Origin of the sequence: Polaromonas sp. C04, from assembly GCF_002002705.1 — a bacterium.
Taxonomy (GTDB): domain Bacteria; phylum Pseudomonadota; class Gammaproteobacteria; order Burkholderiales; family Burkholderiaceae_C; genus Rhodoferax_A.
Window position 1 is genome coordinate 20,504 of the sequence record NZ_MUNS01000032.1, and the last position, 14,313, is coordinate 34,816.

General features: G+C 65.8%; 14 protein-coding genes. 4 read left to right on the plus strand and 10 right to left on the minus strand.

Annotated features, from left to right (window positions below; translation table 11 throughout):
- Positions 1–97 precede the first annotated feature (97 nt).
- Positions 98–952: a hypothetical protein gene (locus tag B0E49_RS12370; protein WP_077562506.1), complete on the minus strand. Its 855-nt coding sequence runs from the start codon at positions 950–952 to the stop codon at positions 98–100.
- Positions 953–1,110: 158 nt separating this feature from the next.
- Here B0E49_RS12370 and B0E49_RS12375 point away from each other — a divergent pair, with 158 nt between their 5' ends.
- Positions 1,111–1,632, plus strand: coding sequence for a hypothetical protein (locus B0E49_RS12375; RefSeq protein WP_077562507.1), 522 nt, complete (start codon positions 1,111–1,113; stop codon positions 1,630–1,632).
- Between the two features lie 30 nt (positions 1,633–1,662).
- Here B0E49_RS12375 and ylqF read toward each other — a convergent pair whose 3' ends face one another.
- Entirely contained in the window at positions 1,663–2,574 is a 912-nt protein-coding gene (gene ylqF / locus B0E49_RS12380) for a ribosome biogenesis GTPase YlqF (RefSeq protein ID WP_077562508.1), read from the minus strand.
- A gap of 314 nt (positions 2,575–2,888) precedes the next feature.
- Here ylqF and B0E49_RS12385 point away from each other — a divergent pair, with 314 nt between their 5' ends.
- A complete protein-coding gene (locus B0E49_RS12385) occupies positions 2,889–3,248 on the plus strand; it encodes an HPF/RaiA family ribosome-associated protein (RefSeq protein WP_077562509.1) in 360 nt (119 codons plus the stop codon).
- A 13-nt stretch (positions 3,249–3,261) separates the two neighbouring features.
- Here B0E49_RS12385 and gshA read toward each other — a convergent pair whose 3' ends face one another.
- The 5 genes from gshA to B0E49_RS12410 all read right to left on the minus strand — a co-directional run bounded on the left by gshA (position 3,262) and on the right by B0E49_RS12410 (position 9,828).
- Entirely contained in the window at positions 3,262–4,812 is a 1,551-nt protein-coding gene (gene gshA / locus B0E49_RS12390; protein WP_077562510.1) for a glutamate--cysteine ligase, read from the minus strand.
- Positions 4,813–4,979: 167 nt separating this feature from the next.
- Positions 4,980–5,735, minus strand: coding sequence for a PepSY-associated TM helix domain-containing protein (locus B0E49_RS12395; RefSeq protein ID WP_502688706.1), 756 nt, complete (start codon positions 5,733–5,735; stop codon positions 4,980–4,982).
- On the minus strand, positions 5,720–6,406 hold the full coding sequence (locus B0E49_RS12400) for a Fe2+-dependent dioxygenase (RefSeq protein ID WP_077562511.1): 687 nt from the start codon (positions 6,404–6,406) through the stop codon (positions 5,720–5,722). Before B0E49_RS12400 ends, B0E49_RS12395 begins: the two co-directional genes overlap by 16 nt.
- A 22-nt stretch (positions 6,407–6,428) precedes the next feature.
- On the minus strand, positions 6,429–8,723 hold the full coding sequence (locus B0E49_RS12405) for a TonB-dependent receptor (RefSeq protein ID WP_077562512.1): 2,295 nt from the start codon (positions 8,721–8,723) through the stop codon (positions 6,429–6,431).
- A 190-nt stretch (positions 8,724–8,913) separates the two neighbouring features.
- Positions 8,914–9,828: an SDR family NAD(P)-dependent oxidoreductase gene (locus tag B0E49_RS12410; RefSeq protein ID WP_077562513.1), complete on the minus strand. Its 915-nt coding sequence runs from the start codon at positions 9,826–9,828 to the stop codon at positions 8,914–8,916.
- Between the two features lie 112 nt (positions 9,829–9,940).
- Here B0E49_RS12410 and B0E49_RS12415 point away from each other — a divergent pair, with 112 nt between their 5' ends.
- A complete protein-coding gene (locus tag B0E49_RS12415; protein WP_077562514.1) occupies positions 9,941–10,816 on the plus strand; it encodes an NUDIX hydrolase in 876 nt (291 codons plus the stop codon).
- A 132-nt stretch (positions 10,817–10,948) separates the two neighbouring features.
- Positions 10,949–11,992 carry an NADP-dependent oxidoreductase gene (locus tag B0E49_RS12420; protein ID WP_077562515.1) on the plus strand — a complete coding sequence of 348 codons (1,044 nt, stop codon included), beginning with the start codon at positions 10,949–10,951 and terminating at the stop codon, positions 11,990–11,992.
- 2 nt (positions 11,993–11,994) lie between these two features.
- Here B0E49_RS12420 and B0E49_RS12425 read toward each other — a convergent pair whose 3' ends face one another.
- The 3 genes from B0E49_RS12425 to B0E49_RS12435 all read right to left on the minus strand — a co-directional run bounded on the left by B0E49_RS12425 (position 11,995) and on the right by B0E49_RS12435 (position 14,297).
- Positions 11,995–12,432, minus strand: coding sequence for a hypothetical protein (locus B0E49_RS12425; protein WP_077562516.1), 438 nt, complete (start codon positions 12,430–12,432; stop codon positions 11,995–11,997).
- Positions 12,433–12,586: 154 nt separating this feature from the next.
- A complete protein-coding gene (locus B0E49_RS12430; protein WP_077562517.1) occupies positions 12,587–13,087 on the minus strand; it encodes a cupin domain-containing protein in 501 nt (166 codons plus the stop codon).
- Positions 13,088–13,091: 4 nt separating this feature from the next.
- Positions 13,092–14,297 carry a serine hydrolase domain-containing protein gene (locus B0E49_RS12435; protein WP_077562518.1) on the minus strand — a complete coding sequence of 402 codons (1,206 nt, stop codon included), beginning with the start codon at positions 14,295–14,297 and terminating at the stop codon, positions 13,092–13,094.
- Positions 14,298–14,313: the final 16 nt, after the last annotated feature.

A 14,313-nucleotide genomic window follows, 5' to 3' on the forward strand; every position in this document is an offset into this window, starting at 1 on the left:
TTTGCTACTTTTTTTATAGCTACTTGTGTAATACCCACAAGGGCTTGAGTCACATTCTACTCATACCTTGCCAGACCCGTCCGCACGGAATGAATGCTCAGGCGCCGATGATGGCCTCGATCGTCTGCTGCCACAGCGGCGCCAGCTTGCGAAAGCCGCCTCGGCTGGGATGGATTTCGTTGAGCCAGTCGTTGCTCTGGCCGGTCGAACCGGGCACGGCGGGGGTCAAGGTGCCCACGGTGTCGACCACATGCACGTTGGGCAGGCCGAGCGAGCGGATCACGCCGCGCAGCCGGTCGATCAGCAGATCGGCCACAGGTTGCCAAAGCGCCGCGGGCACCCGGTGCACCTGCAGCGCGGGCAGCAGCCACGGCCCGAAGCCGGGCACGGCCGGCGCATCGCGCGGCGTCAGATGATCGTAGGTATGCACGAAGACGGGCGTATCGTGGTTCTTGATGCTGGCGGCGACAAAGTCCGAGACTTTTTTGAAATTGGCGCGCAGATAGACCTCGAACTGTGCCCAGGCGGCCTCATGCACGCAATCGGCCGCCGTGGCGGGCGGGCTGGTGGTCGAGCACAGCCGCAGGATGCGCTGGTCTACGTACTGGTCGCTCACGGCATCGATCAGGTCGTTGCCGCCGCCGCTGAGCAGGATGGCGTCGAACTTCCAGGCCCGGTTGCCGTAGCTGCCGCCGTCGATGAGCGATGGGAAATTGCTGTCGCGCCACCAGTCGGCCATATGGTCCAGCGTGTCGCCGGGCATCGCCGTCTGAGTGATCAGCGTACGGCGCGTGAACCGCAAAAAATTGAGCTGGTTGAAGCCCAGCACGGAGCCGTACGCAAACCACGAATCGCCTTCGGCCAGCATGTGGCGCCCGTAGTCGGCAGGGCTGGTGCCGGCCTCGCCGTTGTTGAGTTGCCAGGGTGCAATGGTCACTACGGGGACCGACATGGTGAACTCCTGAAGACTGCTTGCCAATATAACGGCGCCCCTGCCATCGCACAATCCTAGACGGCAGCCTCTAGGATTTGGGTCGCTATTAGGTCGCACGCCCTAGGGCGAACGGGGAAAATTCATTCATCAACTTTTCACCCTCTCGGGAACCTACCATGACCGCAAAGAACCTCTCTACCGTTGTGACCGACTTGATCGAGTCCTACGGCAACACCTCCAAAAACGTGATCAACGCCTATCGCACCGGCGGCGAGCGTATCGTCGGCTTCGTGGAGCAGCGCTGGGACCGCGCCCTGGAAGCGTCCAGCCCGAAGCTGAGCGCCGACGTGGTTGAGAACGCCACCGCCGCGCAAAAGCTGGTTGGCAGCTACTACGCCCAAGGCCTGGCCCTGGCGACCAACAGTGCGGACACCCTGGTCAACGAGATCGTCAAGTTCGCCGGTCAAGGCGTGCAGCAAGTGGCCGCCAACGCCAGCCGCTTTGAAGAAAAAACCGGCGTGCCCGCTCTCAGCAAGCTCGCCACGGCTGCCGTGCCTGCGGCCGAGATGGTGAGCAAGCTGGCCGCCCAGCTGGAAGAGAAGTCTGCCGAATTGGTGAAAAAGATCGCTGGCGACGACGCTGCCTCCGTCAAGCACGTCTCGCCCTTCAAGAAGGCGCGCGCCACCAAGGCCGCCTGAACCTGAACCCGGCCTGTGTGGCCGCCCCGCTCACTTCGTTGAGCGGGGCGGCTTTTTCTTTTTGAGCTGCCGCTCGGCATCGACGATCAAGCCCGCGGCCAGCCACGCGGCGAATTCTTCCGGGGTTTCCAGCGTGATGCGCCCCAGGTTGGCCGCGCGCAGGTCGTAGATCACGATCTCGGCGGCCTTTTGCAGGTTCACGCGCCCGCCACTTTGCACCGCGCCGCGCTTGCGGCCAATGGCCTGGAGCAGTTGCTCATCGGTGAGGCCCGCCAGGTCCACGCTGTAGCGCGCGGCGAGCGCGCCGGGATAATGCCGGGTCAGATAACCGAGCAGCTCCAGCGCCACCTCTTCTTCATCGAAGGCGTTGCGGCCGATGGCGCCGCTGGCCGCCAGGTTGTAGCCGCTGCGGGCCACGATGATGCGCGGCCACAGCACGCCGGGCGTGTCGTACAGATAAAAGTCGTCGGCCAGCGCAATGCGCTGCTCCAGCTTGGTGATGCCAGCCTCGTCGCCGGTTTTGGCGGCGCGCTTGCCCGTGAGCGTGTTGATCAGCGTGGACTTGCCAACGTTGGGAATCCCGCAAATGAGCACGCGCATGGGTTTGGCCATGCCGGCGCGGCCGGGCGCGAGCTCGTGGCAGGCCTGGATGAGACGCCGAGCGGGCGTGGCCTCGCTCGCGTCGAGTGCCAGCGCGCGCGTGGCGGGCAGCGCGTTGTAGTGCGCCAGCCAGAGCGCGGTGCGCGCCGGGTTGGCCAGGTCCTGTTTGTTGAGCACTTTGAGCCCGGGCTTGCCGCTCGTGATCTCGGCCAGCATGGGGTTGGCGCTGGAGCCCGGCAGGCGCGCATCGAGCAGCTCGATCACCACATCAATGTCCTTGATGCGCTCCTGGATGGCTTTTTTGGTCAGGTGCATGTGACCGGGAAACCACTGGATGGCCATCGGGATGTTCTTTCTTGTCAAGACTGGGTGGGATGAAGGGGCGAGTGCGAATTGTCACCGCATCGGATCATCGGCTCCATGCCCTCACTCAACACCCCACTGCGACCGCCTGACATCAAGGCCGGCAAGGCGAACAACGAGCTGCTGCCAAAAGGCGTGCCGGGCCGAATTGCCGAACCGGTCCTACATCCTTCCACCGCCATAGGGGCCACACTGGGGATTCGTTCCGTCAAGCCGACGGTTGACCGCTGCGCCGGCCGCCGCCAGACGGTATCCGGCAGCACGTGCCGCAACCATCCCACAAGGACACCCGTATGCAAATTCAAGTGGACACCAGCAAGGGCATTGGCAACAAGGACGCGCTGGAGCGCTGGGCCGATAACGAACTGAATGAAAAACTGAACCGTTTCCGGGACGACATCACGCGCGTGGAGGTCTACCTGAGCGACGAGAAGGGTGACAAGGGCGGCGCCAACGCCCTGCACTGCTCCATGCAGGCCCGCCTGGGCCACCACCAACTCATTACCGTGAACCACCATGGCGCCACCCAGGACGAGGCGTTTCGGGGCGCGCTGACCAAGCTGCTGGGTTCGCTGGAGACCACACTGGGGCGGCTGAAGAACCACCGCGACCGCGAATCCATCCGCAAGGATGGGGGCGTTGCCGGGCAGTAGCGCAGCAGACCCGCTACGCGGCGCGCGGCAGGGCGCCCGGCAGGCCCAGGCGCTCAGGCGACAGGTACTGCTGCAGGTAGATGTCGAACGGCACGGTGTCAGCGGCCTCGACTTTTTTCTGGTCCTCGATGGATTGCTGCGCCATGGCGCGAAAGCGCGCTTGCATGTCGGCGGGAAAAGGCAGACTCAGCAGCGCGCGCCTGGTTTGTTGGGACTGTGCGCGGGCGAAGCGGATGAACGAGTTGTCGAACTCCCTGGCCATCACCTCCAGCACGCGCGCCGAAGGTAATGTGCTGGCGTCCGCCAGCCCCGCCCGGGCGGCCATTAACGCCTGGCGGTACTGCGTGCCGCCATGCACCGCGTCGAGCCGGGCCGCGATCGGCACGAACGCCTCCATCAGCTCCATGCCCCAGTCGGTCAGCAGCACCTCGCGCCCGTCGCGCTCCAGGCGCAGCCCCTGCTCGCGCCCGCGCGCGGCCACGCGGTCGCGGCTGTGCGAGGTTTCGGCAATTTCCTGCGGCGTGTCGGGTGGGCTGTCGGCCAGCAGGCAATGCAGCAAAAACACGTCGAGAAAGCGCATGGTCTGCGCCGTGATGCCCACGGGGATGAAGGGGTCGAGGTCCATCAGGCGCACCTCGATGTATTCCACGCCGCGCTCGCGCAGCGCGTGCAGCGGGCGCTCGCCCGGCTGGATCACGCGCTTGGGGCGGATGGTGCCGTAGAACTCGTTCTCGATCTGCAGCAGGCTGGTGTCAAGCTGGTTGTAGTCGCCGCCGGGATTGCGCACACCGATGGCTTCGTAGGCCGGATAGGGCCGGGTCAGCGCATCCTGCAGCGAGGCACCATAGCCATCGAGGCTGTTGTAGCTCACCGCGATGGAGGCCTGTGCGTCGCTCTGGTAGCCCAGGCGCCCCATGCGCAGCGAGGTGCCATACGGCATGTACATGGTGTGCTCGTTCAGCGTTTGAAGTTCGTGCGCGCGCCCGGCGAGAAAACTGGAACACACCGCGGGCGATGCGCCAAACAGGTACAGCAGCAGGAACGCATGGCGGCGGAAATTGCGGATCAGCGCAAAGTAGGCTTCGCTGGAGACGTCCGGCATCGACCAGTTGTAGTGGATGCCCGAGATGGTCTGCATGCGCCGGCCATAGCGATGGCTCAGCCCCATGCGGTACACGCTCTTGGAGCGGCCGATGTTGGATGACCCGTAGAGGCCGATCGGAATCGTCTCGTCGGTCGGCAGGCCGCAGGGCATGCTCGAGACCCACAGCATCTCGTTGCCCGCCTCCTTCAGCACCTGATAGGTGAACTGATGGAGTTGGGTGAGCTCTTCCAGGCAGGCATCGACCCCGGCATGCACGCCGGTGATGAGTTCGACTTGCGACTCGCTGAAATCGGTGGTGATGTGCGGATGCGTGAGCGCCGAGCCGAGCGCGGCCGGGTGCGGCGTCAGGGCGAGCGCGCCATCGGCCTGCGCGCGCAGGCTTTCCTTTTCGATGCCGCGGCGAATACCTTTCAGGGTGACGGGGGAAAGCGCGCCCAGGCGCTCTTGCAAACTGCTCATGTCGATGGCTTTTGAATCTGTGCGGGCTGAAAGGTAACACAGGCTGCCAATGCCTGCCCGACGCGGCTTTTGGGCGCGCCGTGCTAGCGAACTCCCACGCTTGTCGCTTCGCGTACTACGTTGCCCCCTGAGGGGGCCAGCCTTGCTTGGAGCGGTCCTTCGCTGCGTCAGAGCCGCGTCATCGTCAGGCCCAGCGTGAGCGCGATCGACGTCCCGAAAATCACCAAACCCACGAGCCGGCGCCGGCTGGTTTGCACCCACAGGATCACGCCCGAGAGCGACAGGAAGATCAGGCTGCCGGCCAGCGTGTCGATGAGCAGAATCCACGCCAGCGACATGCCCACACCCTTGTGCAGGTTGGTCAGCGTCGCGATGAAGCCGTTGCTCGTGGTGGTGACGCCGACCGAGCGGTTGCCGTGCCAGTAGTCGGCCTGCACGATGGCGTTGGGGCCGCCAAAGTTGAAGATCCAGTGCTCGGGCTGCATCAGCGCCAGCGACTGCGCCACGTCGCCAGGCGCGGATAGCTTGTCTTTCGGCACCCAGGCCGCCACTTTGGCCGGCTCGACCCGCATCGAATTCGCTGGCCTGTCCAGGCCCAGGGCCGTTTGCAGCCAGACCGCCATCTCGGCAGCAGTTGCCGGCGCCGGATCCGGCAGCGCCAGCTGTGCGTTGATACGCTGCTGCGACATGGGCGGCAGCTTGAGCACGGCGCGGTGGTTCAGCCAGATGCCGCTGGTGCCGAAGATCAACCCGAGCAGCGCACCCCACAAGCCAAACCAGCCATGGGTCTTGCGCACCCAGCGCACGAAGGTGGCACGGCGGTGGTGCGGGTGCGGGTGGTCAGCCATGCCGCGCTGCGGCAAGGCGGCCGTGTCGTTGCGGGGCAGGGTCATCTCGCGCGCCATCATCAGGTGTCGCTCCATTTGCGCAGCAGGTTGTGATAGGTGCCCACCAGGGTGCGCCGCGCCACAGTGTCGGCGTCGCTCTGGTTCAGGCGCTGGATGGCGTTGTCCATGTCGAACAGCAAGGCGCGTTCGCCGTCGTCGCGCACCAGGCTTTGCACCCACAGAAAGCAGGCCACGCGCACGCCGCGCGTGATGGGCGTGACCTGGTGCAGGCTGCTCGCGGGGTAGAGCACCATGTCGCCGGCCGCAAGCTTGGCGCTGTGCATGCCGTAGGTGTCCTCGATCTGCAGCTCGCCGCCGTCATAGCTGTCCGGATCGCTCAGAAACAGCGTGGCGGACAGGTCGGTGCGCAGCTTGGCGCCGCTGTGCGGGTGCAGGCGCACGCCACCGTCGACATGCAGGCCGAAGGCCATGCCCGCGCTGTAGCGGTTGAACATGGGCGGGTACAGCACATTGGGCAACGCCGCGCTGATGAAGAGCGGGTTGCGCTCCAGCGCCCCCGCCACGATCTGCTGGCACTCGCGCGCCACGCGCGATTGCTCGTCGATCTGCTGGTTGAACTTGACCGGCGCGCCCTGATGGCCCGCGGTGACCCGGCCATCGACCCAGGCGTCGCCCGCCGCGTCAAGCTGTGCGCGGACCGTGGCCAGCTCGCCGGCGTCCAGTACTTGAGGGATGCAGATCAGCATGATGAATCGCGCCGCCCCAAGGTTAGAAACGGTAGGCGACCGAGACGGTGGCCGAGCGGCCCAGCCCCGGCACGGCGCGCCCGCCATCGGATGGAATCAGCGCATCGTAGTAGTTCGTATTGAACAGGTTGAACACGTTCAGGCGAATATCGTATTTCGGTTGATGGTAGGCGAGCATCGCGTCCCAGCGCGTGTAGGCGCCAACCCGCACCAGATCGGTGTTGTTGGCAAAGCGCGAGGAACTGTAGGTCGCGCCGGCACCGACCTCCCACTGCGGCGTGATGGCGTAGGTGCTCCACAGGCTGGCGGAATCTTTCGGCGTATTCGCCGGCACCATGCCGTTCGTGCCCGGCGCAACGCCATTGACGATCAATGCATCGAGGTGGGTGTAGCCGCCAAAAATCTGCAGTCTGTCGGTGACGCGCCCCGCCGCCCCGGCGCGTGCGCCGTTCACACGCACGGTGCCGGTCGCCGAGTACGTGCCGTCGGGGTTCTGCGAACGCGCATTGTCCTGGGTGATCTGAAATGCTGCCGCCGACAGCGACAGGTCGCCGCCGTTCAGGTCCCACTTGCCGCCGGCCTCGTAGGCCTTGTTGGTCGTCGGCGGCAGCGGCTGCGAGCTGCCGGTGGTCGATACCAGTTGTTCCAGCGACGGGTTGAACGACGTGCTGTAGGACAGATAGTAGGACTGCGCTTTGGTCGGTTGCCAGAGGGCGCCGGCACGCGCGCTGGTGAAGTTCACCACCTGGTTCATGGACGCTGCCACGGTCGCGGTCGGGATCGAGTTGTCGATACTCGCGCTGTAGCGGTCCTGGCGCAGGCCGCCGACCAGCTTGAACTGCGGGCTCAGTTCCAGCGTGTCGTTGAAGTAGGCGGCCACGGTGGTGGCGCTCGCCGTTGCGAGATTGCCGGCCACGCTCGGCGCGTTGCCGGGCGCGCCGGTCTGGGCCGGATCGAGCAGCGGGGTGCAGGCCACATAGCCGCTGGTACCGCCCGCCGGATTCAGCGCCGTACCGTTGCACGAGCCGTTGCGGTAATAGGCCTGGTTGTTGTAGGTGTCGCGCCCCAGCTCAAAGCCCGCCAGCAGCGCGTGCCTGACCGCACCCGTCTCGAATTTGGTGTTGAACTCGGTCAGGTTGAAAAGCGACGTATCGTGAATGACGCGGTCGTGGCTTTGCTGGCGCACCCACAGCTGGCTCAGCGGCAGCGCGCTGGTGGCAGCGGCCGGAACGGCCGTGCTGCCGGTAGAAAGCGGCGTGTAGACGCCGCTGGCCGAGAGCGTGCCAATACCTTGCGGTGCCGTCTCGCGCGCATCGGTGGTGACGTTGTTGTATTGCGTCTGGTTGCGGATCGAGCTGGTGGGCGTGAGCCTGTGCTCGACCAGTGCGCCGAGCGCGCCGATGTCGGAGATGGTGCGGTCGTCGGTGAAGCCGTAGGCCGTCTTCGGGTTCACGTTGACCGGCGCACCGTTCAGCGGGGGCACGCCGTAGTCGGGCATGTCGCGGTTGTGCTGCAGCAGCCCCGTCAGCGTGATTTGGGTCGGCGTGCCGATGCCGAGCTTGAGCGACGGCGCGATGCCGTAGTCCTGCAACTCGGTCTGGTCGCGCGTCGTGGCGTTGCCCTGCTGCCCCATCACCGCCACGCGAAACGCCGCGCTGTCGGACAACGGCTGGTTGTGGTCGACCGTGGTGCGTACCAGGCCCGTGGTGCTGGCCGATACCTGCACTTCGTCCGCGGCTTTCAGCGTGGGCTTCTTCGTGACCTGGTTGATCACGCCGCCGGTGGAGCCGCGGCCGAACAGCATGGACGACGGACCCATCAGCACCTCGATGGAATCGAGCGCAAAGGTATCGCGGTAGTACTGGGCCCGATCGCGCGCGCCGTCCAGAAAGACGTCGGTGCGCGCCGAGAAACCGTTCAGGTTGATGTTGGTGCCGATCTGGCCGCCTTCGGCGCCGCCGATGGTCAGGCCCGGCACGTTGCGCAGCGCGGAGGCCAGCGAGGTGGCGCCCTGCGACTGCATCACCGCCTGGTTGATGACCGTGACCGACTGCGGAATATCGCGCAGCTCGGCCGGCAGCCGGCTGACCGAGTTCGCGTTGGCACCGAAGTCGTTGTCCTCGGCGCTGGCCTTGATTTGCACCGGGCGCAAAGTCTGCGGCACGACGGCACCGGGCGCCGGCTGGGTCTGGGCAGAAGGGGTGACTGGCGCCTGCGGTGCGGCTTGCTGGGCAAAGGCTCCCGGCACCGAGAACAGGCCAAGCAAAGACAAGGCGGCGGTGGTGCGCGGGCCCGCCGGGCGATGGCTGCGATTCATTGTTTTACTTTCTCCGGGTGATGAACGAACAGGCCCTGACGTCGTGCTGGCGCTGTGCTGGCTGCGTTCAAGATCAGCAGAAAGTATAAATGCGAATCAGTCTTATTTGCCTCAACAATCCGGAAAATGTTGCTTTTACCCAAAACCAGATTCATCGGCGACAGCATTGCCGCCGCTGCCCGGGCTCACCTCAGGTCTTGGCGAGTTGGGCCATGGCCTTGCCGACTTCGTTGGTGCCTTGCGCCGCACCACTCTGCGGCACGGTTTCGCCGGCCTGCATCGTCACCTCGGCCAGTCGCGCGGCCAGACGTTCGGGCGCCTGGGCATCGGTGCCGATCCACGCACCGGGGGTCAGCGTGATGTGCGCCGCCTCGAAGGTGCCGGCACCGGCGCACAGGATGGTGCGGTTCGGCGCATCGCTCGACGCCAGCACCAGCATTGCGGGCACCACGGCTTCGGGCTTCAGGGCCTGCAGCACGGCCTCGGGCATCAGCCCTTCGGTCATGCGGGTCGCGGCGGTGGGCGCCAGGCAGTTGACGCGGATGTTGTTTTTGGCGCCCTCGATCGACAGGGTCTGCATCAGGCCCACCAGCGCCATCTTGGCCGCCCCATAGTTGGCCTGGCCGAAATTGCCGTACAGGCCCGACGATGAGGTCGTCATCACGATGCGCCCGTACTTCTGCTCGACCATCAGCGGCCAGACCGCCTTGGTGCAATGGACCGCGCCCATCAGGTGCACGTCCAGCACCAGCCGGAAGTCGTCCAGCGCCATCTTGGCAAAGCTCTTGTCGCGCAGGATGCCGGCGTTGTTCACCAGGATGTCGATGCGGCCCCAGGCATCGACCGCCTGCCGGACCATGGCCTGCACGGCGCCGAAATCCGTCACGGACGCTCCATTGGCGATGGCTTCGCCGCCGGCCGCGCGGATTTCGTCAACCACCGCCTGCGCCGCCCCCGTCGAACCGCCGGCGCCATCGACGGCGCCGCCGAGATCGTTCACCAGCACCCGTGCGCCGCGCGCTGCCAGCGCCAAAGCATGCTGCCGGCCGAGTCCACCGCCTGCGCCGGTGACGATGGCCACGCGGCCCTTGAAATCAATGCTCATGTTTTTCTTCCTGTCATATAGGTGATGCTCGCCCCGCCCGGCTTCTGGTAGCCTTTGCCGGGACAGCGCTGTACTTTAATTCATGAGGCGGCGGGTCGATAGAAAGCTGCCGATGGAACTGAACTCCGAAGTCATCACCACCCCCCCTCGTGCCGCCGCCACAGTGGTGATGCTGCGCGACGCCGCCAGCGGGCTGGAAGTGTTTTTGCTCAAGCGCCACGGCTTGTCGGACGTGCTGGGCGGCGCCTACGTATTTCCCGGTGGCAAGGTGGACGCGCACGATGCCGAACTGGACATGGCGGCCCGGCTGGACCAGTCCCCGCAGCAACTGCACGCAGGCTTGAACGAGCCCGACATCGATGCCGTGACGGCTGCGAGCCTGTATGTGGCGGCCCTGCGCGAAGCGTTTGAAGAGTCCGGCGTGCTGTTTGCGCAGGATGCGTCGGCCGCCCGCGCCACACAGGCCGGCGCCCTCCTGCGCGAAGGCTGCGGTTTTGATGAGGTGCTGGCCCGCATGGCGCTGCGCCTGCAGACGCGCAGTGTGGTGCCGTGGTCGCGCTGGATCACGCCCCGGGTGCCGTCGGTGATGAACAAGCGCTTTGACACCCGTTTCTTCGTCTCCGCGGTGCCACCGGACCAGATCGCGCGGCATGACAACCACGAAACCACCGAGAGCGTGTGGCTGCGGCCCCGTGCCGCGCTGGAGCAGTACCGGGACGGCCAGATCGAGCTGGCACCGCCGCAGATCATGAGCCTGGCGCACCTGTCGCACCACAGCACGGTCGACAGCGTGCTGCGGGAGGCGCGTGGCCGCAGGCCGCCGATCATCCAGCCGGAGTCGTTCGAGCAGGACGGCTTGCGGGTCATCTGCTACCCCGGCGACGAACGGCACTCGCTGCGCGAGCGCGCGCTGCCCGGCCCCACCCGGCTGCGCTACCACCACCAGCGTTTCGAGCCCCTGGAGGGCTTCGAGGCGCTATTCGCCTGAGGTTCGCGCAGGCGCACCCTTCGTCACTGTCACTTGCGCTAACCCGCCCGACGCGCCCCGTCGCTACCATCAGCGCAGCGGTTGCCAGGCGCCGCCCGCCCTACCCGAATCCAATCTGCAGGAGAAACCCCCATGTCCACACTTGCCTCGCTCACCAATCACCAGATCCGCCTGGCCGCACGCCCGGTCGGCACCCCGACCCGCGCCAACTGGAGCAACACCACCGAAGCCGTCGCGGAGCCCGCCGAGGGCGGCGTGCTGGTCAAGACGCTGGCCCTGTCGCTGGACCCCGCCATGCGCGGCTGGATGAACGAAGGCAAGAGCTACATCCCGCCCGTGGGCATTGGCGAAGTCATGCGCGCGGGTGGCATCGGCAAGGTCATTGCCTCCAAAAACCCGGCGTTTGCCGTGGGCGATGTCGTGTCTGCCGTGCTCGGCGTGCAGGAATACCTGCTGATTCCGCAGGCCGACCTCAAGCGCAGCAGCCTGGCCAAAATCGACCTGACGCTGGGCAGCCAGACGCAGTGGCTCAACGTGCTCGGCATGCCCGGCATGACCGGTTACTTCGGCCTGATGGACGTCGGGCAGCCCAAGGCGGGCGAGACCGTGGTGGTGTCGGGCGCCGCCGGCGCGGTCGGCCAGACGGTCGGCCAGCTCGCCAAGATCAAGGGCTGCCGTGCGGTGGGCATCGCCGGTGGCCAGGCCAAATGCGACTGGGTCGTGAAGGAACTCGGCTTTGATGCCTGCATCGACTACAAGGCCGGCCCCAGCGCGGTCAGGGACGGCCTGAAGGAACACTGCCCGAACGGCGTGGACATCTACTTCGACAATGTGGGCGGCGAGATCCTGGACGCGGCGCTGGCGCGCCTCGCCCGCGGCGCGCGCATCATCATCTGCGGTGCCATCAGCCAGTACAACAACACCAGCGCGGTTCAAGGGCCGAAAAACTATCTGTCGCTGCTCGTGAACCGGGCCCGCATGCAGGGCATCGTGGTGTTCGACTACGCCGACCGCTACCCTTTGGCCGTGGCCGAATTGGCGGGCTACCTGAAGGACGGCCGCATGAAGAGCAAGGAAGACATCGTCAAAGGCCTGGACACCTTTCCAGAAGCGCTGATCAAGCTCTTCACGGGCGAGAACTTCGGCAAGCTGGTGCTGCAGGTCGCCGAAGACTGACCTCAGTCCCGGTGGCCGTGGCCCTTGCCATGGCCGCGGTCATTGTCGCGGTAGCCCTGGTTGTTGTCGCGGCCGTCCCAGCCGCGGCGATCGCGGTCCTTGTATTTGTACTTGCCCCGGCTGTCCACATTCACAAAATACACTTGCCGGCCGCAGGCATTGTATTGGGCGCAGTGTTTGCTCCATTTTTTGGCGTGACCCGGCGGCACATACAGGTACAGCGGCGGCTGCTGCACCAGCACAGCCGGCCGCGTAATGATCACCGGCTGTGCATACAGCACCGGCGGCGGGGGGGCATTGCCGATATTGATGCGGCCGTAGACGCCAGGCGCCAAGATGCCATCCACGGTGGCATTGACGTAGGGCTGCGCCCGGGCCGCGGTGGCACCCAGCAACAGCAGGGCTGCAGTGAGGGCAAAAATTCGGGTTTTCAACTTCATGGGGTTCCTTGTGTTTATGCTGCCTGACAAGCCGGAACCTCGGCGGTTCGAATCGACGCCGCGGACTCCTTTGAGCCAAGCTCCATTTGTAACAAAGGAAGTGGAGCGCTCATGTAGGACGATGTGAAAGATGTAAGCAAGATGCGTCCTACACTCAGACCGCCCCATGCGGATGCGTGGGATCGACCCACAGAACCGTCTCGGGTTTCTCGGCCGGCTCAATCGCCAGATTGACCGCGACCGCCTCGCCATCGCTGCGGCACAGCACGCATTCCAGTGGCTCGGTGGGGCTGGCATTGATTTCCTGGTGCGGCACATAGGGTGGCACGTAGATGAAGTCACCGGGGCCGGCCTCGGCCGTAAATTCCAGGTGTTCGCCCCAGCGCATGCGCGCGCGGCCCTTGATGATGTAGATCACGCTTTCCAGATGACCGTGGTGATGGGCGCCGGTCTTGGCGTTGGCATGGATGGTGACGGTGCCGGCCCAGAGCTTTTGCGCGCCGACGCGCGCGAAGTTGATGGCCGCCTTGCGGTCCATGCCGGGCGTCTGGGCCGTGTTGCCGTCGAGCTGGTTCGCGGGGATCACACGCACGCCATCGTGCTTCCATGCCGCATCGGCGTGATCGTGCGCATCGTGCAAGTCGTGGGTCGTCATGGCATCACTCCATCAAGGCCGCATACACCAGGTCGCGAAACAGCGGCCGGTAGTGCTCGCGCTGGTTCGGCGCCTGGATCATCATCAGCGCGAACAGGTCTTCGGCCGGATCGACAAAGAAGGTCGTGCCCGCGATGCCGCCCCAGAAATACGAGCCCACAGAGCCCGGCACCGCCGACAGTCCCGGCGCGGTGCGCACCGCAAAGCCCAGTCCGAAGCCGTGGCCCGGCGTGAGCAGCGTGGCCGAGCCGCTGTGCGGATTCACCGGAATGGCGCCGAGGTGGTCGGCCGTCATCCAGTCCACGATGCGCGGGCCCAGCAGGCGCACGCCGTTGAGTTCGCCCTTGTTCAGCATGAACTGCAGGAAGCGCGCATAGTCCGGCGCGGTCGACATCAACCCGCCGCCGCCCGACTCCATCTGCGGCTGCTGCCGCGCATCGAACAGTTGCATCTGCACGCCGCCGTCGGGGTCGCGCGCAAACGGCTCGGCAATGCGTCCGTGGTGTTCGGGCGGCACCCAGAAGCCGGTCTCCCGCATGCCCAGTGGCTCGAAGATCTGCTGGTGCAGAAACTCGCCGAGCGGCTGGCCACCGAGGACCTCCACCAGCCGGCCCAGCACATCGGTGGCGCGGCTGTATTCCCAGACGCTGCCGGGCTGCGCCATCAGGGGCAGCGCTGCAAGCGCCTGCGAGAATTCCGCGTTGCTGCGCTCCCGCGAGCCGATGCGGGCCGCACCATATTGCCGCTGCACGGCCGACAGGCCCAGAAATTCATAGGTCAGGCCGGCCGTGTGGCGCAGCAGGTCCTGCACCGTGGCGCCCGGAGTCACGGGCTGCAACTCCAGGCTGCCGTGACGCTCCACGGCCAGTTGCTGCTGCGCGTACTCGGGCAGGTATTTCGACACCGGATCGCTCAGCAGCAAACGCCCCTGCTCCAGCAGCATCATGACCGCCACCGACACGACCGGCTTGGTCATGGAGTAGATGCGAAACAGCGAGTCGCGCGCCATGGGCGTGCCGGCGGCAGGGTCCTGCTGCCCCAGGGCTTCGAACAGTGCAATCCTGCCGTGCCGCGCAATCAGCGCCACGGCGCCGGGCAGGCGCTGGCGATCGATCTCGGACTGCAGCACGAGCCGCAGACAATCCAGCCGCTGGGCGCTCAGTCCGACTTCGGCCGGCTCCGCCGTGGGAAGGATGGGGGTTGAACTCATAGCGCGTGTCGTCCTT